The sequence below is a fragment of the Microbulbifer maximicatervae (SeqCode) genome (assembly GCF_052467325.1).
The window spans coordinates 4885216-4903471 of the sequence record NZ_CP174310.1; the positions used below are offsets into that span (position 1 = coordinate 4885216).

The window sequence follows — 18256 nt, forward strand, 5'->3', positions numbered from 1 at the left end:
AGCTGTATATAAAGATAAAGCTGCTACAGCAAAACCTGAACCGAAAATAACTCCTGATAAAAATTTCTTTAGCATTTATTTCTCCTAAGATACATAATATCCGCTACATTGGTGAGTAACTTGTTGCGAGTCCAGCGGCGTATTACTGCCGCTTGGTAAGCCCAGCATGAACGTGAACTAATGGGGTGATAGTCCCATGTAGGAGGATTACCTGGGAACCTCCCATTACGGACCCACACGATGGGTGGTGTGGGGGCCGGTAGCTAAGAACTACCAGTTACCCGGTTTATGTGTTTTCATCTCTTCCTATATTTCTAGCAGTTTGACAAGCTAACACTAATATTAATGGAAGCAATGTAAAGTCTATGATTAAAGCAACCCACCAATAATATGACAAGTTCAATGTTGGATGTAAATATACCCCACCCAAACAAATTATACCGCCTATATATGGGAGAAATGATGTACTACCTTCCTTTATTAAAGCATTGAGCCCTGATACCCAGTTCAACAGACCAATGACACTACCAATGATAATCAAGCCTAATGCAAAGGTTTTCATTTTTTCTCGCCACTACACATAATGCCCAAAGCAGCGGTGCACGTTAGCACGTCCAGCCCGTAGGGCGTACAGCTTTTATTTGTTAGGTGCTTGATTGTGGGATTTCATTTTGCCACAAGTAGCACTCTAAATTTGTTTTACGTTTAAAGCGCTCAAGTATATTTGCATTAATATGCCAGCGCCTACAGATTACCAATAACTTAATTATGGCCTCATCTGAAGGTGAGTGGTTAAAGCTGATAGTTAGCTCCATTCCATGACCTCGCACCTGTTTGTAATCGGGAAGCTGATAGATACAGGAAAAGAAAATATTTTCATCCTCTTGGTCGTAGAAAGTTGGCCCATCAATCGTAATATCCATACGTACCCCTCACGCTCGTAGCAAGAGCAAAATTGAAGCGCAGCGCCAGTTTCGTCGGCGTGCCTACGCTTGGTACGCCCTGATGGGCGTGGACCAATGGGTCCCATTAAATGATAATTACTAGCGAATGACAACTGCAACACCACCTGGTCTTGTGGGGAAGAAACCGCTAGCAAAACTACGCGCTGGCAAATAGAAATATCCTATAAGGCTTAGGCTGGAGACGATGTGGCTAAGGATACCGATAACGGGCAGAGTCAATGATGCAGTTGTGTAGTGAAAGCTTACGTTCTTATCTGGAGAGATCTGTTTAGCTTGCTGCTTTCAAGTTGTCGGCGTAGCTGCTGATTCAGAAGTAGCTCACAGCGATGACACCCAACTCAAATGAAGAGCTGCTCGACACTATCGTTGGGTAGGGATTCATGATGGATAGAGAACTGACTATTGCGGACCTGTACGATGGGTGCTGTGGGGGCCGGTAGCTAGAAACTACCGACTACCCGATTTATATGCCTGTATACTTGAGTGTTTTCCAAATTTCTTCAATTTCTAGCAAATCGTTAGGGTTGTCATAATATATCGCCATGTGTATTTCTTGATTGTCAGTTAAGGCGAAAATATATACAGCGTTTTGTTCTTTTCCATCTGTAACTTCTTGTAAGTGATATTTGATCTTGTGAACGCCATCTTCTTGAATTTCTAGAAAGTCAGTTTTATCTGGTGACGCAGTTTTGATTACGTTGCTAATCCTTTCTTCTATTCCAGCACCATTTGCATCATAAGAGCCTAACCAGATAGTAAACTCCGGGCGCCAAATTACGAGGCTTCCCTTATCGAGGCGTTTTAGCATATGGCCTGAAATATTAAAGCTCCAGTTTTTTGAAATCTTAATAGGGCCTCTATCGACAGGAGGAAGAAAGACCACCTCCGGCTCATTAACTGTGGATGTTACGACTTGCAATCGTCCGTCTTTATTTCGTTCTATCTCGGTTCCGGGAGGGTAGGTAAGAAATCCGATAATTTCTGGGTCATAATTTGCGACTGTATTAATACTTAAAAGAGAAGTGTTATTAGAATTATCCATATACTCTTGTGTTTCGCCGCCACCATAGAATATCCAGCCACTATCATCTTCACGATCAGGCTGCTGTCTCACCATATAATCAACATTCTTTCCTTCTACGGTTATCATATCTGTAGCAAAAGCGAATCCAATGTCTGGAACCAGTCGTTCTATTTGGTCAGGTTTTAATTTGTAACTTTTTTCCATATGAATTTCACTTCCGTACGAATCATGAAAGGATAAAAACGCGATTATTAAGCTTATCCTTTATTAGTTTAACGATAATGGTTTAAGTGCATAATGCCAGATTCAGCGGTCTATTCAAAGGAAGCTTGTGCAGGTTCGGCGGCACCACCTCCCAGTCTTTGGCTGTCCTAGATCTTCTGCTGGGTAGATATTCATTACGGATTGGAAGCTGCTCATTGCAGACTCGCATGATGGGTAGTGTGGGGGCTAGTAGTTAGAAACTACCGGCTACCCGATTCATGTGGCAGCTATGGATTTACACACTGTATACTCCACAATCTACCTGAATTCACTTTGGGTTGCCTGCCACTAGAAACCATAACGATCTCTACAACTTCACTGGGTATATATGTATATCCAGATTTACAGAGCTCTTGGGATCGCCTATGCAGATAATATACATACAATTCTTCTTTAGTATTTTCGTACCCCCACACTTCAATATCGTAGCGACCACTGCCTAAGTTTTTCTCTTTGTAGCCAGGAGTATCATCCCCGTAGTTATCCTTCGCGATGGGGATATATGGGATGTTATTCGTACAAGATATATAAAGAATAGTACTCAACAGTACCGATAATTTCTTCAATATATATACTTCCACATAACGATTTTATCAGTAGTTGCTGGAGCGTAGCGTGATTGTCCAGCCCCAAAGGGGCGGTGCTGCCTACACTTGGTATTCCCAGCATCGGCGTGAACTAATGGAATGAAAGTCCCCTGTAGGAGGATCACCATTTAATGCTAACTACCAGCGAATGGCAACTGTAATATCGTGAGGTTTTGTGGAGAGGAAACCGCTGGTAAGACCACGAACTGATAAACAGAAATATCCTATAAGGCTGAGCTCGTAGGCGAGGTGGGGAAGATCACCGAAGCCAGATGATCTAACGGGCAGAGTCAATGATGTAGTTGTGTAGTGAAAGTTCACGCTCTTATCTGCGGAGATCAGTTTAGCTTGTTTCTGTGAAGTTGTCGGCGTGGCCGCTGACTTGGAAGTAGCGCACCGCAGTGATACTCTACTCAAATGAAGAGCTGCTCGACACTATCGCTGGATAGAAATTCATTGCGGATCGGGAACCGCCCATTGTGAACTCGCACGATGGGTAGTGTGGGTGCCGGTAGCTGGAAACTACCGGCTACCGGACTTATGAGTTTCGGTACTCACCTATTACCTCGATTTTCCCAACAATATTTTTATTAAGTTCTTCCAGATCTTCAGCGGGCACCCACCATTCAGTATGTGACTTAGCACCTACGCATTTTATGGGGTATTTTTCCATGAAGGACTTAACTACTTCAAATTTGGTTACGTAGCCTGTACCGAAATCGGTGATATTCCACTGTGTTAAGGCAATGGCATATTCTTCGTTTGTAACCGGATAAAAAATTGGTTGTTCTGGCAAACGAGGGGGCCATTTTTTATAGCCCGATTCCTTAACCAGTTCTAACTCTTTTTCGCTGGCAGGCCTATAGCAAGTAACAGTTTCCATGCTTTAAATCTCAGTACTTATAACGCTTTGCTAAAGGGCAGCCGAAACACAGTATAGGCTGTCCGTGGAGGGCGCAATCTTTGCGCCCGGAACGTATTTAAGCAATTTGTTAAGTTTTCAGACGCGACAAATATTCACAGACAGGTTCAAATTCTGAGAGAACTTCAATACATTCATTAGCAGTATAAATACAATAATGAACAATTGAACTTTCTCGATAAATATTACAGCTAAACATATGAAAACGCTCAATTAAATCCGATGCTTTTGTTTGCTGAAAAGTAGCGGCTGGATTACCTATCGTACTTTCTGGAGACAACAAAAAGCCTTCATCTACTCTGTGGTAGTACATCGGGCCAGCCAGAGGAAATCTCACTCGTAATGCTTGCTTATTCGAGATCTTGTCACAGTAAGCCTCTAAAAGTATTCGAAAACCCTCCGAATCGTCATGGATTGCCTGAAACGAAAAATCTCGATACTCAGGAAATGGGTTCCAGCTTAAATCCATAATATTTCCGTAAACTTAACGCCTCAAACACCGGCTTGGTAAAGTTGGCGACTTTTTTGGTACAAAAAAGGTGATAGCTTTACCAAGCCCGCGTGCTTTGACTTGATACACCTAGCATGGGTGGAACAACTATCCTGGACACCCACCAAATAGAAAGTATAAACCGCCAGCCCTATTGACAAAAGATTAAAACTCCACAAAATGCTGTATGTTTATACATATAAGCATGCGTGCAGCCGATGACTCTACTGCGAAGCACCTAGATATCTCTTGATGCAACTCCGTACTATCACTGTGTCTCCCGCTGTGTACGGCGTGCTTTTCTCTGTGGCAGAGATACTGAATCCGGAAAAGATTACGAGCATCGGCGCGAATGGATTGAAAGCCGTATGCATAAGTTAGCCGAGGTGTTTGCGCTAGATATTGCCGCCTATGCAGTAATGAGTAATCACTACCATATAGTGCTCTATATCGACACAAAATCGGCTAACAAGTGGTCTCTTACAGAGGTAATTACTCGCTGGAAAAAACCCTTCAAAGCCTCTAGCTTGGCCCAGCGCTATCTCCAGGGCGATACTCTCGATCACGCTGAAGAAGACAGGCTAAAAGAGGTCGTTTCCCTATGGCGGGAGCGTCTAATGGATATCAGCTGGTTTATGCGCTGTTTAAATGAATCCATCGCCCGCCAGGCCAATGCTGAAGACAACTGTACCGGCCGCTTTTGGGAGGGCCGGTTCAAGTCTCAGGCTTTACTGGATGAAAGAGCACTCGCCGCCTGTATGGCCTATGTAGACCTTAACCCCATCCGTGCCAATATTGCCAAGATACCTGAAGAGTCTGATTACACTTCGATTCAACAGCGTATTCGTGCGGCAGTCTCAGGTAAGCAGCCCAAAAATCTACTTCCGTTTGTCGGCGGTGAGCGTTTGAATATGCCGAAAGGGCTTCCTTTCCAGCTGGATCACTATTTGGAGTTAGTGGACTGGAGCGGCCGGCATTTAGACCCAAGAAAACGGGGTTGTATTGCCGAAAACATACCTCCTATTCTGGAGCGACTCGGCATTTCACCCAAGCACTGGCTCTATCTCAGCCGGAACTTTGAAAGCCGCTTTAAAGGCTTGGTGGGATCGGTAGAAGTTGTACAAAAAGTTTGTGCTCAACTCGATAAACGCTGGGTACATGGTATAAGCGACTGTCGGCGCCTCCTCTCAGCTACGCCCTGCTAATCTACCCCGGCCTCAAGTACTCAACAGCACGATTACCGCCCTTTTATCGAAAAACAGCGATCCCAATAGCCTGAAGGCCAATTCCAAGTATTTAATCTCCTTTACCTGTAAACCAAAGAGAAAGAGCCGCCAGAGAGGGAGCTAGCTCTATTGCCGGCACCACTCTCTAGTCATTGGCTGTCCTAGATTGCCCTTCTAGATTGCCCTTGCTCGATACTATCTTTGGATAGAGATTTATTACGGATAGGGAACCGCCTATTGGGGAATCGCACGATGGGTAGTGTGGGGGTCGGTAGCTAGAAACTACCGGCTACCCGATTTAGGCATCTGCGCCGCCTATGCTAAAAGTAAATGACGCTCTACCTTCCTCTAGTTCAAGATCATCACCATTTAGCTTTACTGAACCAGGAAAGTCATCAAGATTGATGAGATCTCCAAATGCCTCCTCAAAGACAGAACATTTAAGATCATTCGACTTAGATTTTTTTCCAAGCTTCTTGAAGGCAAATGCTGTTGAGAAGTTGCCTATGATATCCGCAGCTTGCACCAAGATTGATTCTTCGTCTGGGCAGATTAAGATACCTTCCCGCTCAATTTCAGGGGCGTGTGGAAATCTATCTCGACCGTACGCTCGAAGCGCAGCTACTATGGGCAGCTGCCCCGAGAATTCAGTTCCGCTCACGCCCACCTTCGATGATTTAAGCTGATCTATAAGTACATGACGGTCTATTTGAATTTGGGTGCTTCCCCCCCTTAATTTTACGGAGGCCAGCCTCTGATAAGTAAATAATGGAGCAGCGATATTTTTTGATGCTTCCGTAATCTCTCCTGCAGTGACTCCAGCTCGAGTAAAAGAACCCCCAATTACATTATTGCAGAAACTCTCAAAATCTGATTTCCAATCTTTTCCAAGCAGGGTGCAGCTAACGAAACCGTTGCCTGACTCTAACGTAGATCGGACAAGCTTTAGAAATGCAGTGTAAGAATCTGCTTTCTTGCGTTTAAATTCCTTTCCATGAAAACTTTTCAACTTGGCTGATTGAAGAATTTTCCGAGCTTCCTCTTCGAATTTTCCAACAAGAGAATAATCAATTGATATAACTGTCCAGCCAGAACATTTGGCATTCATGGTTCCTATATCATCAATTCCGGTAACGAAATTTGCCAATGCTATCTCCTATGCCTAGCTGTGTATTCGAAAAAGGCTGCATTATATCACCAGTCAATATATCCCAAGAGTAGAAAAACCCTCTAGCCAGAAAGTAATATATAAATCAGTATCTTAGTCTGCACCGGTGGACAATTATTCTAGTGGATATATTGCGGCTGCTCTTGATCTTCGAAATCGAGAGCACAGAAAAACAACAAGCTGTATATAAAAGCATCAAAACACAACTGCTAGGGGTGATCTATTGCTTCTGCGTTCCAAAGCGTGAGAAATAAAAAATATAGGCACAAAAATAATCTTATTGGATTTTATTCAGTTTGTTTTAGTGTCAAAGCTGCGTAAAATCGATGGATATTTGTTGGTATTTGGGTCGACATTAAACAGCCTTCTGAAGGCCGATGACCAAAGAGATTCGAGAGAATCCAGAATTTTCTAAAAACCATTCCCTCAAAGGAGAACGGTAGCGTGACGTAAGAGTAAGTAAAAGGCGCTGACCCAAGGTGCGCTAACACCTGGGGCCAGCTAACCAAATTGATAACTAGACTATCAAAATGGCTATATGGATCATACGCTAGAAACCCGCTCGTCTTCAATAAAGTGGAGTCCATTCAGTAGTTTGGGGCATGTTCCCTGGCTCTGGAAGCGTTGCGTCTGCCTTTTCTACCTCTATGCCTACCGTTCTCGTGCTCCACCTGATGCTTCCTTAACAGTTACTTTCAAATCCTTCCATTAAGGGAGGTCTACGTATGGTTTGAGTGTTAATAGGAAGCAATTATGTTGATCTTAAAGCGCCGGAAGGGTGAAAACTTACGGATTGGAGCGAACGTCTCAATTACGGTATTGGAAGTTAAGGGTAATCAGGTAAAGATAGGCATACGTGCTCCCAAATCTCTACCCGTTCACCGTGAGGAAATCTATAGACGTTTGCAAAAGGAGGGGGTGTTGGGGGATGGAGTTGGTTGAGATTACGGAGCGCCCTAAGCAAGGGCGCGCGTTGGCGTGTTCAGTCCGCTAGGCGAAAGGGTTAACGTTCTAATAACTGGCAGCTGGAGCGTATCGTAAGCTGCCTGGAGCGTGTCTTTCACGCGCGAAGTTGATTAGCTTGTTATAAACTACCATGTATCTCTCTCTTATTTTCAAGATCTTCACCACAAAATGGGCAGTATCTTATAAGGAGGTGATGAGAGCACATCTGTGAGCCAACTTCCCCTTCATAACCATCCTCAATATCAAATTCAGTTGCAGTTTGCCACTGCGAAAGAACCCAGCCCCATTCCACCCGATTAATTTTTTCATAGAAAATTTCAGCATCTTCGTACTGATTTTGCCTACAACTATGCCTTAATTTTTCATTACTCATATGGATTTGTAGCGCCGGCAGTAAAGGCGAGCGATGTGAGTCCGGGCCGTGTTTTTTACGGCCCACTTTGGCTGCCTTTGTTAAGTGGTTTTAGATAGAACATCTTCAGCGTCCTTGCTGCTTACTAATACAGCTAACTCTAACGGCGTGAGGCCGTCTTTGTCTTCTAGTATCTTTGCTCCGAGCTCTAGTAACTTAGCTACTGCTCGAGGCCAATTTTGTTCCGCCGCACAATGTAAAGGCGTATAACCTGTTTCTCCAATAGAATTTATATCGGCGCCCGCCGAAACCAATAGTTCTATTGCTTCGCAGTCTCCCCAATTGGAGACAATATGCAATGGGGTATCTCCGTATCCATTTCTATATGAGACATCGGTTATACTGTGGCTCATAAAGTCTGGGACATTTTCTATTTCCCTGAATATTGTTTCAAGATCTCTCATATACTTAACGCCGCAATCAGCTGCGACCAACTCTGTGCAAATTTTGCTCAAAATGGGAGCGTAGCGATCGCATAAAATGTACAGACTTGGCCGTCGGCTTCATTTTCTGGTTATAAGCCGACTCAATTACCGGCTCCAAAACTCACTTAGTTACTTTTCGCAAGTTTGATCCAGCAACTTTTGCACCCTCATGGAATCCCATTTGCTGAAACCGTCTTCTGTGAGCCTGCTCTTCTGGTGACAATGTCTCCTTCTCTTTCCTAGGCGGTGACTGTAAAGGAATCTTTTTCATTTTAAGCCAATGCTTTACAGCCCAATTGGCTAGCTTTTTCTCTTTCATTTGCGACTCTAACTCAGCCGCAGCTATATCATTTCCCTTTGATGCCTTTCGGCAAAGGGCATAGATATATTTTCTATATTGCCTACGTTGTCTTTTTTGAAGCTGTCGTTTCTTTTTATCTTTATTCATTCCGCAAAATAATTATTTTAAGCTTACAAAATTTATATAGTAATTATTCTGGCCACTATTACCATGATTGCACCCCTGGAATCAATCTAACGAAGAAGTGCGCAAAAATCTTGAGGGATGAATAAATTACTAACAAGCCTGAACTCTTGTCCCAAATGTAAAAATGATCACTTTGGCCACTATCCCCAATTAATAGACTTTCTCTAACTCTCTGTCGTACCTAGAGTTTTTAATCAGAACCTATATAAAAAATAGCAGTCAAACCAATAGAATATCATGTTGATTTCTTATCAGGTACTTAGGAGGGTTGAAAAATGGTTTGGTGCTTGAAGCGCTTTAGGTCGCATACCACTTGGGTAAAGTTGTTTTTAAAGCTGGCAAACCCATAAGCGATGCAGGTACATTGGGCAGATACTCGGATTCTGAAGTTGATAGAAAATCGAAAGGCACTAGGGCTAGAAGGGGTAGTTTGATTTATATCAAAAAAAGAAAAGGGGGCAGAGCCCCCTTTTTTAAATCAGATCCGCTCTTTAATGGAGCGGATAACCAGAACCATTAAAGGTTGCTGATTTCCTCAAGTTGCTGTTGTAGACGCTCGTGAGCACCTTTCATTTCTGCAAGCTTGTCCTTCTCCTTGGCAACAACGGCTTCGGGGGCTTTGTCCACAAATTTGGGATTGTTGAGTTTGCCTTCAACTCGTGCGAGTTCTTTGGAAAGTTTATCAATCTCTTTTTGTAGACGGGCACTCTCGGCTTTAACGTCGATCAGGCCGGCCATGGGTACCAGCAATTCCATATCGCCTACCAGGGCAGTGGCGGAGGCGGGTGCAGTTTCACCGCTTTCCAGCCAGGTGATTTCTTCGAGGCTCGCCAGTTTGATCAGCAGGCTGCGGGCTTGCTCCAGCAGTTCTTGGTCACGGCTGGAACCGCCGCGCAGGATCAGTGGGATTTTCTTCGCTGGGGAAATATTCATTTCACCGCGAATATTACGCACGCCTTCAATAACCTGCTTCAACCAGGCAACAGCCGCTTCCGCTTCCTCGTCGATCTTGCTGTTATCGGCCTCTGGGTACTGCTGCAGCATAATGGTGTCACCGTTGGAACCGGCGAGGGTTTTTACACGCTGCCAGATTTCTTCGGTGATAAACGGCATCAGCGGGTGGGCCAGACGTAAAATGGTTTCCAGTACGCGGATCAGGGTACGGCGGGTGCCTTTCTTCACTGCGTCGGAGGCGTTGTCGTCCCACAGTACCGGTTTGGATAGTTCCAGGTACCAGCTGCAGTACTCGCTCCAGATAAAGTCGTATAGGGCCTGGGAGGCGAGGTCGAAGCGGTAGGTATCCATCGCTTCGCGTACGGTAATCTCGGTGCGCTGTAGTTGGGAAATAATCCAGCGGTCAGCGATGGTCAGTTCGAAATCCGTGCTGCCGTCCTGTCCACAATCGTGCTCTTCACAGTTTTGCAGTACGTAGCGGGAGGCATTCCAGATCTTGTTACAGAAATTGCGGAAGCCTTCGATACGGCCCACATCAAACTTGATGTCGCGGCCGGTGGAAGCTAGTGAGTAATAGGTGTAGCGCAGGGCATCGGTACCAAAAGCTGAGAAGCCTTCGGGGAAGTCCTTGCGAGTTTGCTTTTCGATCTTCTCGCGCAGGTGCGGCTGCATCAGGCCGCTGGTGCGTTTCTGTACCAGGCTCTCCAGGTCGATACCGTCGATCAGGTCGATAGGATCGATTACGTTGCCCTTGGATTTGGACATCTTCTGGCCGTGGTTGTCGCGCACCAGGCCGTGCACGTACACGGTGTTAAACGGTACTTCCTTTTTGAAGTAGAGGGTCAGCATCATCATGCGTGCAACCCAGAAGAAAATAATATCGAAGCCGGTGACCAGTACGGAGCTGGGGTGGAAGGCTTTCAATTCTTCGGTATCTTCTGGCCAGCCCAGGGTGCCGAAGGTCCACAGGCCGGAGGAGAACCAGGTGTCGAGTACGTCGTCGTCCTGGCGCAGGCTGATGTCGGCGCCCAGGTTGTGCTTCTCGCGCACTTCCTCTTCGCTGCGGCCAACGTAGACTTTGCCTTCGTTGTCGTACCAGGCGGGGATGCGGTGACCCCACCACAGCTGGCGGGAAATACACCAATCCTGGATATCGCGCATCCAGGAGAAGTACATGTTTTCGTAGTTTTTCGGCACGAACTCAACGCGGCCATCTTCAACGGCGGCGATGGCTTCATCGGCCAGGGGCTGGGTTTTTACGTACCACTGATCGGTGAGCCAGGGCTCAATCACGGCGCCGGAGCGGTCCCCGTGAGGTACCTTGAGGGTGTGAGGCTCTACTTTTTCCAGCAGGCCGAGGGCGTCCAGGTCATCGACAATTTGGGTGCGCGCGGCAAAGCGCTCCATGCCTCGGTATTTTTCCGGCACTGCGTCGTTCAGGTGGGCGTCGGCATCGAGGATGTTGATCATCTCGAGGTTGTGGCGCTGGCCCATTTCGTAGTCGTTGAAGTCGTGGGCCGGGGTGATTTTTACACAGCCGGTGCCGAATTCACGATCGACGTATTCGTCGGCAATAATCGGAATTTCGCGATCCGCCAGGGGTAGCTTGATGGTTTTGCCAATTAGGTGCTGGTAGCGCTCGTCTTCCGGGTGTACGGCTACGGCGGTATCGCCGAGCATGGTTTCCGGGCGGGTAGTGGCAACTACCAAGTGGCCGGAGCCGTCGGAAAGTGGGTAGCGGAAGTGCCACAGGTGACCCTGCTTTTCTTCGTTTAATACTTCCAGGTCGGAGATCGCAGTGTGGAATTTCGGGTCCCAGTTCACCAGGCGCTTGCCGCGATAAATCAGGCCGTCTTCATACAGTTTGATAAAGACTTCCTGCACCGCTTTGTAGAAGCCGTCGTCCATGGTGAAGCGTTCGCGGGACCAGTCGGGGCTGGCGCCCAGGCGGCGCAACTGGCGGGTGATGGTGCCGCCGGACTCTTCCTTCCACTCCCAGACCTTCTCAATAAACTTGTCGCGGCCCAGGTCGTGGCGGGATACGCCTTCGGCGCCCAGCAGGCGCTCTACCACCATCTGGGTGGCGATACCGGCATGGTCGGTGCCCACTTGCCACAGGGTGTTGTCTCCCTGCATGCGGTGGTAGCGAATCAGGGCGTCCATGATGGACTCCTGGAAACCGTGGCCCATATGCAGGCTGCCGGTGACGTTCGGCGGCGGGATCATAATGCTGTAGGGCTTGGCCTCAGTATCCCCGGAAGGCTTGAAGTAGCCGTTCTCCTCCCAGGTTTTGTACCACTGCTGTTCGATGGCGTTGGGCTGGTATGTTTTGTCCATGCGGGCGGGAAACCTTGTGTTTAACTGACTGCGTGCACAGCGTTTTGGCTCAGGATAGTCTGGTGCTTGCTCGGGCTGCGCGGAAAAGGCGGCAATTATACCGCCGGGGTCTGGTGGGAAAAAGGCGGTATTTGAGCTTAGGGAGTTATTCAGAGGCTCCCTTAGACCGTCTCTTAATCCCAAACGCCGAGCTCGTCGACCACGTGTTCTATTTGGGCGCGCAGGCGGCGCTCCAGTTTGGGCAGCTGTTGGGCGACGAGTTGTTCGATCAATTCCTGGCGCTGGCGCTCTTTGGCGGAGGGCTCAGGGTCTGCGGCTGGATCTTCTTCGGCGGCTTGGGCCTCAGTGCTTGGAAGTTCAGCTTCTTCCTTTACTTCAGGGGCCGGGGCCACTGTTGCTTCGGTTACTTGGGTATTTTCTTCAACTGGCAGGGGCCGTCCACCGGTGAGGCGGGAGCGAATATGATTTGGCAGGAACGGGTTTTCCGCCCGGGGCTCCGGCTGCGGTTCGGGCTGCCCCTTCGGTTCGGCCTCTGGGGAATCTTCAGCGTTGGTTTCCCGGGAAATCTGCTCTAACGGTGTTTCAACCGGTTTATCTTCAACGGGCTCTTCGCCGAATTGTCCGGTTTCTGCGGAAGCCTGCGGTTCCTCATCCTCTACAGCCAGCTCTTGAAGCGGGCGCAAAAGAGCCAGGTCAGACTCTGCCAGCGACAGGGATTGCTGGGCCAGCATCTCTTCTTCAACCGGTGAAAATAAAATCGGCAGGTCGATATCTTCCAGTGAGGTATCGATATCTTCGAACTCACTGGTAGCTGGTGTCCCACTGGGTTTTGGTATGTCGGCAATAGTGGGAAGTGTGGGGGGCTCAGGGGTTACAGGATTACCCTGCTTGGCCACTTGGCTGAGCACGGGGATTTCTTCATTGTTCTCGTCGGTGACAAGCAAGTTGTGCAGTGAATTAAGTTCATCCAGAAATTCACTGGGCTGCTTGCGCTGCTGTCCGCGTTGCTTGTGTTTGTTTTTTTTGCCGGACATGACTCTCGGACGTAGTTAGAGGCTCTAATTGATCTTATGGGATTGTAACGGATATCCGCGATCGCGGAAGTGACCAAATCGCAATCGGGACCGTTTTAATGGTTCCGGTTGTTGGATCACAACTTCTGCCAAGCGTTCAAAGCGGCTAAACCACTTGGGTACTTTGGAGCAGAGATTGATCAGTAAGCCGTGGTGATCAGCGGGGTCTTCGCCGCTGTTAATTTCTATTTGCGCCTGTTGGTTTTCAGTTTGCGGGGCGTGGGGCAGAAAACTGTCCTCGCGAAATGTCCACAGCAGTTGATCCATCTGCTCCGCCCGTTGCGGGTCGTCTACCGCGATTAATACCCGCATACCCGCGCGGAAGGCTTTCTCAGCCAGGCGGCAGGCAAAAACATCGGCGTGTTCCGGTTGGTCGGAAGAGAGAATATAGAAATCAATGCGAGTCATTACAGATACTGGTCAAATAATCCCGGCCAAATTGATACGCCGCCAAAAACAAAAGCGGCCCATTAATCAATGGACCGCCCGGCGCGCCGGGCACCGATGGTGCCGGCGGCTATTGTGCGCTTTGGCTACTTATTTGCCCAGTAGATATTCAACCAGTAGGGGAACCGGACGGCCGGTTGCACCTTTCTGTGCGCCGGACTTCCAGGCACTACCGGCAATATCCATATGTGCCCATTTGTAGTCTTTGGCAAAACGCGCCAGGAAGCAGGCAGCGGTTACCGAACCGGCTTCGCGCCCACCGATATTTTGGATATCGGCAAAATTGGAATCCAGGGAGGACTGGTATTCGTCCCACAGCGGCATTTGCCATGCGCGGTCGCCGGTAGTTTCGCCAGCCTGGAGAAGGCTCTTGGCCAGTTCTTCGTTATTGGCGTAGAGACCGGTGGCGTGATGGCCCAGGGCGATAACACAGGCACCGGTGAGGGTGGCGATATCAATCACTGCGCTGGGCTTGAACTTGGCTGCGTAGGTGATCGTATCGCACAGAACCAGGCGGCCTTCGGCATCGGTGTTGAGGATTTCGATGGTTTTGCCGGACATGGAAGTCACAACATCACCGGGCTTGCTGGCGCGGCCGCTGGGCATATTTTCAGCAGCGGCAACCAGGCCTACTACGTTGATAGAAGGCTGCAGTTCAACCAGGGCGTTCATCACGCCGAAGACACTGGCGGCACCGCCCATGTCGTATTTCATTTCGTCCATAGCCTGGCCCGGCTTGATGCTGATGCCGCCGCTATCGAAGGTGATGCCTTTACCGACCAATACCACAGGTTTTTCGCTGGCCTTGCCACCTTTGTAGTTCATGGCAATCAGCGCGGGGGGCTCGTCGCTGCCTTTGGAGACGCTGAGGAAAGCACCCATGCCCAGGGCTTTCATTTTCTTTTCATCCAGCACGCTGGTGGTGAGCTTTGCATGTTTTTTAGCCAGCGCCTTCGCCTGGGCAACCAGGTAGTTGGGGGTACAAATATTGCCTGGGAGATCCCCCAAATCACGGGCGACATTACTGCCCAGTGCTTGAGCGGCACCTACTTCCATGCCGCCTTGAATAGCTTTCAGCTGCTTTTTCTCTGGGGCGTGGATGGTGAATTTCGCCAGGGGCAGGGGCTTTGCATCGGTGCGGGACAGGGTGTAGCGATAGCTTGCCAGACCCGCGGCCATGGCGATTTGCTGTGCTTTCCAGCGATTATCGGCACCTTCAACCTCTACTTCGCAGAGGTAGCTCGCGGCTTCTTTAAAGTTCTTTACTCCATTGGCACTGCTGGCTGCCAGCTTGCGGAAATCCGCCTGGCTGATGGTGCCTTTACCGGTGCGTACGACCAGAACGCGCTCGCTGGGAACGTCGATAAGATTGATCAGCTGGGTGCTGCCGGATTTGGCCCCCAAGTCCCCGCGCTTGAGGATTTTTGCAATCATTCCCCCGGTCAATTTATCCAGGCTTTTTCCACTTTCGCTGAGGTTATTTTTGGCATCTGCTGAAATAATAGAGCAGGCACTGCGTTGTTTACTGATATCTGCAACCTTGGCGGAGAACTGCATTTTTCGCTTTCCTTAAAATCTGACAATAGATTGCATGTCTCTAGGCCGAGACATAGCAAGAATTTTTAGTGATAATGCGTCGCACAAGTTTAACCCGCCTGCCTGTGGATTGCTGTACCTAGAGGGAAACTTGCTCGTTTTTGATTCAGACACCATCACACCGCTGTCACCAAGGAATTTGTTCGCCCTGTGATTATTTTTCGCTATCTCTGCCGCGAGCTGCTGTTTGCCACGCTAGCGGTTAGCGCAATTTTGCTGTTAATTGTGATGAGCGGCCGATTCGTGAAATACCTGGCGGAAGCTGCCGCCGGTGATATTTCGGCGAATATCCTGTTCTCCCTGATGGGGTTCCGTTTACCGGGATTCCTGGAACTGGTATTACCGCTGGGCCTGTTTGTGGGGATTCTCCTCTCCTATGGCCGCCTCTATATAGAAAGTGAAATGACGGTTCTGCACGCCTGTGGCTTTAGCGATTGGCGTTTGCTGGGCTATACCATGATTCCAGCACTGATGCTGGCGCTGGTGGTGGCGTCCATGAGCCTGTATTTCTCTCCGGCAGGTATGGAGCGTTCCACCAGCCTGTTAAATGCAGAAAAGGCGCGCAACGAATTTGATCACCTGGTACCAAAAAGATTTGTGTCCTCCCAGGGCGGCCGCGCGGTTTATTACGCCGATGCGCTGAGTGAAGACAAGTCCACCATGTTGGGGGTGTTCCTGGCTGAGTTGGGTGGTGCGGAAGAGGAAACTGAGGCAGACCAGCAGATTGTCATCCGCGCTCGTGAAGGTGTACAGGAGATAGATCCTGAGACAGGCCTGCGCTATTTGGTACTGCGCGACGGTTTTCGCTATGAGGGTGTTCCCGGTGAGCGGGAATACCGCCAGATGAAATTTGACAGTTACTCGGTGATTCTAGAGGTGCCTCGCGAGCGCAGCCGCTTGCAGGACCAGATGGAATCGGCTTCAACCCTGGATCTCCTTAAAGGCGATGATCCGCAGCAGCGGGCCTACCTCTACTGGCGCTTCAGTCTTCCGATATTGGTATTGGTGGTTGCAGTACTCGCAGTGCCATTATCCCGTACCAATCCTCGCCAGGGGCGTTTTGCGAAGATGATCCCAGCCATTCTGCTGTATATCACCTACCTGGTAATCCTGCAGGGTGTCAGGGGGGCGATTGAGGACGGCAAGATCTCCAATCCGGCAATGATCTGGCTGGTTCACCCGCCGTTCTTACTGCTCGGCTTGCTGTTGTTAGCGGGAAGAAATTGGCGCAAGGCGCCGCCCAAGCGTTTGCCCGAGGGTGTGAAGGAGTCGCCAGGTGAGTAAGCTCGATTTATATATCGCCCGCACCGTTATTGTTGCTGTGGGTGGCGCGCTGATGATTATTCTTGGCCTCACTGTGGTCTTTGCATTAGTGGACCAGTTGGGGGAGCTGAAGAAGGATTACGGCTTTATCGATGCCCTGAAGTATGTGGGTTGGACATTGCCAGCGCGTATTTATGAACAGCTGGGCTTTTCCGCCCTGGTTGGATGTCTGGTGGGGCTGGGTTCATTGGCAGGTACCAGTGAGCTGACCGTTATGCGGTCTGCCGGCGTCTCAATCGGTCGGATTACCTGGGCGGTGATGAAGCCCATTATGCTGCTGATTTTACTGGGTTTGGGCCTGGCGGAATTTGTTATTCCCAAGACCAATGTAATTGCCGAGAGTGACAAAGCCCGGGCATTGGGTGAGCTGGAGGCGAGCGGCCTGGAAAGTGGCCTGTGGCTGAAAGACAGCGGCGAGTTTGTTCACTTCAACGCGGCACTGCCGGATGGTGAACTTTACGGTGTTACCCGCTACCACTTCGGTGCTGATCGAGAACTGGAGCAGGTGGAGTTTGCTGAGCGCGGCCATTTTGACGGCAAGCGCTGGGAACTGGAGAATAGCCGCACGACTATCTTCACCGGTGAGCATACCGAGAGTGAGGCGTTACCTACGACCGAATGGAAGGCGGAGATTTCGCCAGAGTTATTCGCCCTGGTGGTGCCTTTGCCAGCGGATCTGTCACCGCGCAATCTGTGGGCTTACGGCAAATTCCTCGATCGCAAGGGTGAAGACTCCAGTCGCTACTGGTTGCAGTTCTGGAAAAAAGTATTGCAGCCTCTCACTATCGCGAGTCTGGTGATGGTGGCGATTTCCTTTATTTTTGGCCCTCTGCGGGAAGTAACCACCGGGCTGCGTGTGTTTACCGGGTTGGTGGTTGGCCTGGTGTTCCAGTTTGTCCAGGATATGCTGGGGCCATCTTCCCTGGTATTTGGTTTCCCGCCTTTCCTCGCGGTGCTACTACCGATATTGCTGTGCTTTGGCGCGGGATGGTATTTACTGCAGCGGGCCCGTTAGGGCCCCTGGCCTTCTACTTTTTCGACTTCTTGGGAAGTACGCGCACCTCGGATTCGGAGATAAGGTCATGCCATGTGGCCTTGTCGGATCTGGCCCAGGCAGAGAAGTAACCGAGTCCCAAACAAGCAATAGATAGCGGCGCTACGATGGCGCGGAGGATGCACTGGCGCCAAGTGAGCTGGGCTCCGTTTGGGCTCGCCAGCAGCAGACGCCAGGCGCGCATCCCCACAGTTTGACCCGCAGCCCTCCAGGACCAGAAGTAATACCCTACGATAACCGCTAGAGCGCCCAGCTGGAAGAATGGCCCGCTGACACAGGGGTTGTAGTCATTTGCCGCGGGCTGGCAGTTGAGGCCCACCACGGTAGAGGCAACCATCAGCGCGATAAAGCCGTAAACCACCAGTAGGCCCATCAGTATCAGCAGGTCGTAGAGCAGTGCGGCCAGGCGTGGACCCACCCCGGCAACAGGGAGTTCAGGAAAGGATTTGGGGGTGTTCGAGCTACTCACGGTTATCTCCGCCGGTTTTAAGTGGCGGAGATTCTAACAAACCTGTAAACGGGGAAGGAGAGGTAGC

18 protein-coding genes are annotated in these 18256 nt (G+C 49.3%); 4 read left to right on the forward strand and 14 right to left on the reverse strand.

What is annotated here, in order from left to right:
- Nucleotides 1-286: 286 nt before the first annotated feature.
- The 5 genes from ACJJIE_RS21690 to ACJJIE_RS21710 form a co-directional block, all read right to left on the reverse strand.
- Nucleotides 287-562, reverse strand: coding sequence for a hypothetical protein (locus ACJJIE_RS21690; protein ID WP_444892949.1), 276 nt, complete (start codon nt 560-562; stop codon nt 287-289).
- Between the two features lie 82 nt (nt 563-644).
- Entirely contained in the window at nt 645-923 is a 279-nt protein-coding gene (locus tag ACJJIE_RS21695; protein ID WP_282934006.1) for a hypothetical protein, read from the reverse strand.
- A gap of 505 nt (nt 924-1428) precedes the next feature.
- A complete protein-coding gene (locus ACJJIE_RS21700) occupies nt 1429-2193 on the reverse strand; it encodes a DUF2185 domain-containing protein (RefSeq protein WP_282934005.1) in 765 nt (254 codons plus the stop codon).
- Between the two features lie 1185 nt (nt 2194-3378).
- The gene (locus tag ACJJIE_RS21705) at nt 3379-3723 is read right to left on the reverse strand and encodes a hypothetical protein (RefSeq protein WP_444892950.1); all 345 of its coding nucleotides are present in this window, start codon (nt 3721-3723) and stop codon (nt 3379-3381) included.
- 109 nt (nt 3724-3832) lie between these two features.
- Nucleotides 3833-4231 carry a hypothetical protein gene (locus ACJJIE_RS21710; RefSeq protein ID WP_444892951.1) on the reverse strand — a complete coding sequence of 133 codons (399 nt, stop codon included), beginning with the start codon at nt 4229-4231 and terminating at the stop codon, nt 3833-3835.
- 389 nt (nt 4232-4620) lie between these two features.
- Here ACJJIE_RS21710 and ACJJIE_RS21715 point away from each other — a divergent pair, with 389 nt between their 5' ends.
- Nucleotides 4621-5457 carry a transposase gene (locus ACJJIE_RS21715; RefSeq protein WP_444892952.1) on the forward strand — a complete coding sequence of 279 codons (837 nt, stop codon included), beginning with the start codon at nt 4621-4623 and terminating at the stop codon, nt 5455-5457.
- A gap of 319 nt (nt 5458-5776) precedes the next feature.
- Here ACJJIE_RS21715 and ACJJIE_RS21720 read toward each other — a convergent pair whose 3' ends face one another.
- A complete protein-coding gene (locus tag ACJJIE_RS21720; protein WP_444892953.1) occupies nt 5777-6625 on the reverse strand; it encodes a hypothetical protein in 849 nt (282 codons plus the stop codon).
- A gap of 774 nt (nt 6626-7399) precedes the next feature.
- On the opposite strand from ACJJIE_RS21720, the gene csrA reads away from it, so the two are divergent.
- Nucleotides 7400-7588 (forward strand): carbon storage regulator CsrA, encoded by a 189-nt coding sequence (gene csrA, locus ACJJIE_RS21725; protein ID WP_444892954.1) that lies wholly within the window; start codon nt 7400-7402, stop codon nt 7586-7588.
- Nucleotides 7589-7730: 142 nt separating this feature from the next.
- On the opposite strand, the gene ACJJIE_RS21730 is transcribed toward csrA, so the two are convergent.
- The 7 genes from ACJJIE_RS21730 to ACJJIE_RS21760 all read right to left on the reverse strand — a co-directional run bounded on the left by ACJJIE_RS21730 (nt 7731) and on the right by ACJJIE_RS21760 (nt 15304).
- Nucleotides 7731-8051, reverse strand: a complete 321-nt coding sequence (locus ACJJIE_RS21730) for a hypothetical protein (protein WP_444892955.1) — start codon at nt 8049-8051, stop codon at nt 7731-7733.
- A gap of 14 nt (nt 8052-8065) precedes the next feature.
- The gene (locus ACJJIE_RS21735; RefSeq protein ID WP_444892956.1) at nt 8066-8428 is read right to left on the reverse strand and encodes an ankyrin repeat domain-containing protein; all 363 of its coding nucleotides are present in this window, start codon (nt 8426-8428) and stop codon (nt 8066-8068) included.
- A gap of 142 nt (nt 8429-8570) precedes the next feature.
- Nucleotides 8571-8897 carry a hypothetical protein gene (locus ACJJIE_RS21740; protein WP_444892957.1) on the reverse strand — a complete coding sequence of 109 codons (327 nt, stop codon included), beginning with the start codon at nt 8895-8897 and terminating at the stop codon, nt 8571-8573.
- Nucleotides 8898-9452: 555 nt separating this feature from the next.
- Nucleotides 9453-12227 carry a valine--tRNA ligase gene (locus ACJJIE_RS21745; RefSeq protein WP_444892958.1) on the reverse strand — a complete coding sequence of 925 codons (2775 nt, stop codon included), beginning with the start codon at nt 12225-12227 and terminating at the stop codon, nt 9453-9455.
- 173 nt (nt 12228-12400) lie between these two features.
- On the reverse strand, nt 12401-13261 hold the full coding sequence (locus tag ACJJIE_RS21750; RefSeq protein ID WP_444892959.1) for a hypothetical protein: 861 nt from the start codon (nt 13259-13261) through the stop codon (nt 12401-12403).
- Between the two features lie 24 nt (nt 13262-13285).
- Complete coding sequence (locus ACJJIE_RS21755; protein ID WP_282933987.1) at nt 13286-13708, reverse strand: DNA polymerase III subunit chi; 423 nt, start codon at nt 13706-13708, stop codon at nt 13286-13288.
- Nucleotides 13709-13837: 129 nt separating this feature from the next.
- Nucleotides 13838-15304, reverse strand: coding sequence for a leucyl aminopeptidase (locus ACJJIE_RS21760; protein ID WP_444892960.1), 1467 nt, complete (start codon nt 15302-15304; stop codon nt 13838-13840).
- A 189-nt stretch (nt 15305-15493) separates the two neighbouring features.
- Here ACJJIE_RS21760 and lptF point away from each other — a divergent pair, with 189 nt between their 5' ends.
- A complete protein-coding gene (gene lptF, locus ACJJIE_RS21765; protein WP_413664646.1) occupies nt 15494-16627 on the forward strand; it encodes an LPS export ABC transporter permease LptF in 1134 nt (377 codons plus the stop codon).
- Nucleotides 16620-17681, forward strand: a complete 1062-nt coding sequence (gene lptG / locus ACJJIE_RS21770; RefSeq protein ID WP_444892961.1) for an LPS export ABC transporter permease LptG — start codon at nt 16620-16622, stop codon at nt 17679-17681. The genes lptF and lptG overlap by 8 nt, the downstream gene beginning before the upstream one ends.
- A 13-nt stretch (nt 17682-17694) precedes the next feature.
- Here the strand turns inward: lptG and ACJJIE_RS21775 are convergent, their stop codons facing one another.
- Nucleotides 17695-18189, reverse strand: a complete 495-nt coding sequence (locus tag ACJJIE_RS21775) for an RDD family protein (protein WP_444892962.1) — start codon at nt 18187-18189, stop codon at nt 17695-17697.
- Nucleotides 18190-18256: the final 67 nt, after the last annotated feature.

Bases quoted from the DNA above. Each gene is read 5' to 3' on its own strand.
- ACJJIE_RS21690 (WP_444892949.1), bottom strand. From the start codon at position 562: ATGAAAACCTTTGCATTAGGCTTGATTATCATTGGTAGTGTCATTGGT.
- ACJJIE_RS21695 (WP_282934006.1), bottom strand. From the start codon at position 923: ATGGATATTACGATTGATGGGCCAACTTTCTACGACCAAGAGGATGAA.
- ACJJIE_RS21700 (WP_282934005.1), bottom strand. From the start codon at position 2,193: ATGGAAAAAAGTTACAAATTAAAACCTGACCAAATAGAACGACTGGTT.
- ACJJIE_RS21705 (WP_444892950.1), bottom strand. From the start codon at position 3,723: ATGGAAACTGTTACTTGCTATAGGCCTGCCAGCGAAAAAGAGTTAGAA.
- ACJJIE_RS21710 (WP_444892951.1), bottom strand. From the start codon at position 4,231: ATGGATTTAAGCTGGAACCCATTTCCTGAGTATCGAGATTTTTCGTTT.
- ACJJIE_RS21715 (WP_444892952.1), top strand. From the start codon at position 4,621: ATGCATAAGTTAGCCGAGGTGTTTGCGCTAGATATTGCCGCCTATGCA.
- csrA (WP_444892954.1), top strand. From the start codon at position 7,400: ATGTTGATCTTAAAGCGCCGGAAGGGTGAAAACTTACGGATTGGAGCG.
- ACJJIE_RS21735 (WP_444892956.1), bottom strand. From the start codon at position 8,428: ATGAGAGATCTTGAAACAATATTCAGGGAAATAGAAAATGTCCCAGAC.
- ACJJIE_RS21740 (WP_444892957.1), bottom strand. From the start codon at position 8,897: ATGAATAAAGATAAAAAGAAACGACAGCTTCAAAAAAGACAACGTAGG.
- ACJJIE_RS21745 (WP_444892958.1), bottom strand. From the start codon at position 12,227: ATGGACAAAACATACCAGCCCAACGCCATCGAACAGCAGTGGTACAAA.
- ACJJIE_RS21750 (WP_444892959.1), bottom strand. From the start codon at position 13,261: ATGTCCGGCAAAAAAAACAAACACAAGCAACGCGGACAGCAGCGCAAG.
- ACJJIE_RS21755 (WP_282933987.1), bottom strand. From the start codon at position 13,708: ATGACTCGCATTGATTTCTATATTCTCTCTTCCGACCAACCGGAACAC.
- ACJJIE_RS21760 (WP_444892960.1), bottom strand. From the start codon at position 15,304: ATGCAGTTCTCCGCCAAGGTTGCAGATATCAGTAAACAACGCAGTGCC.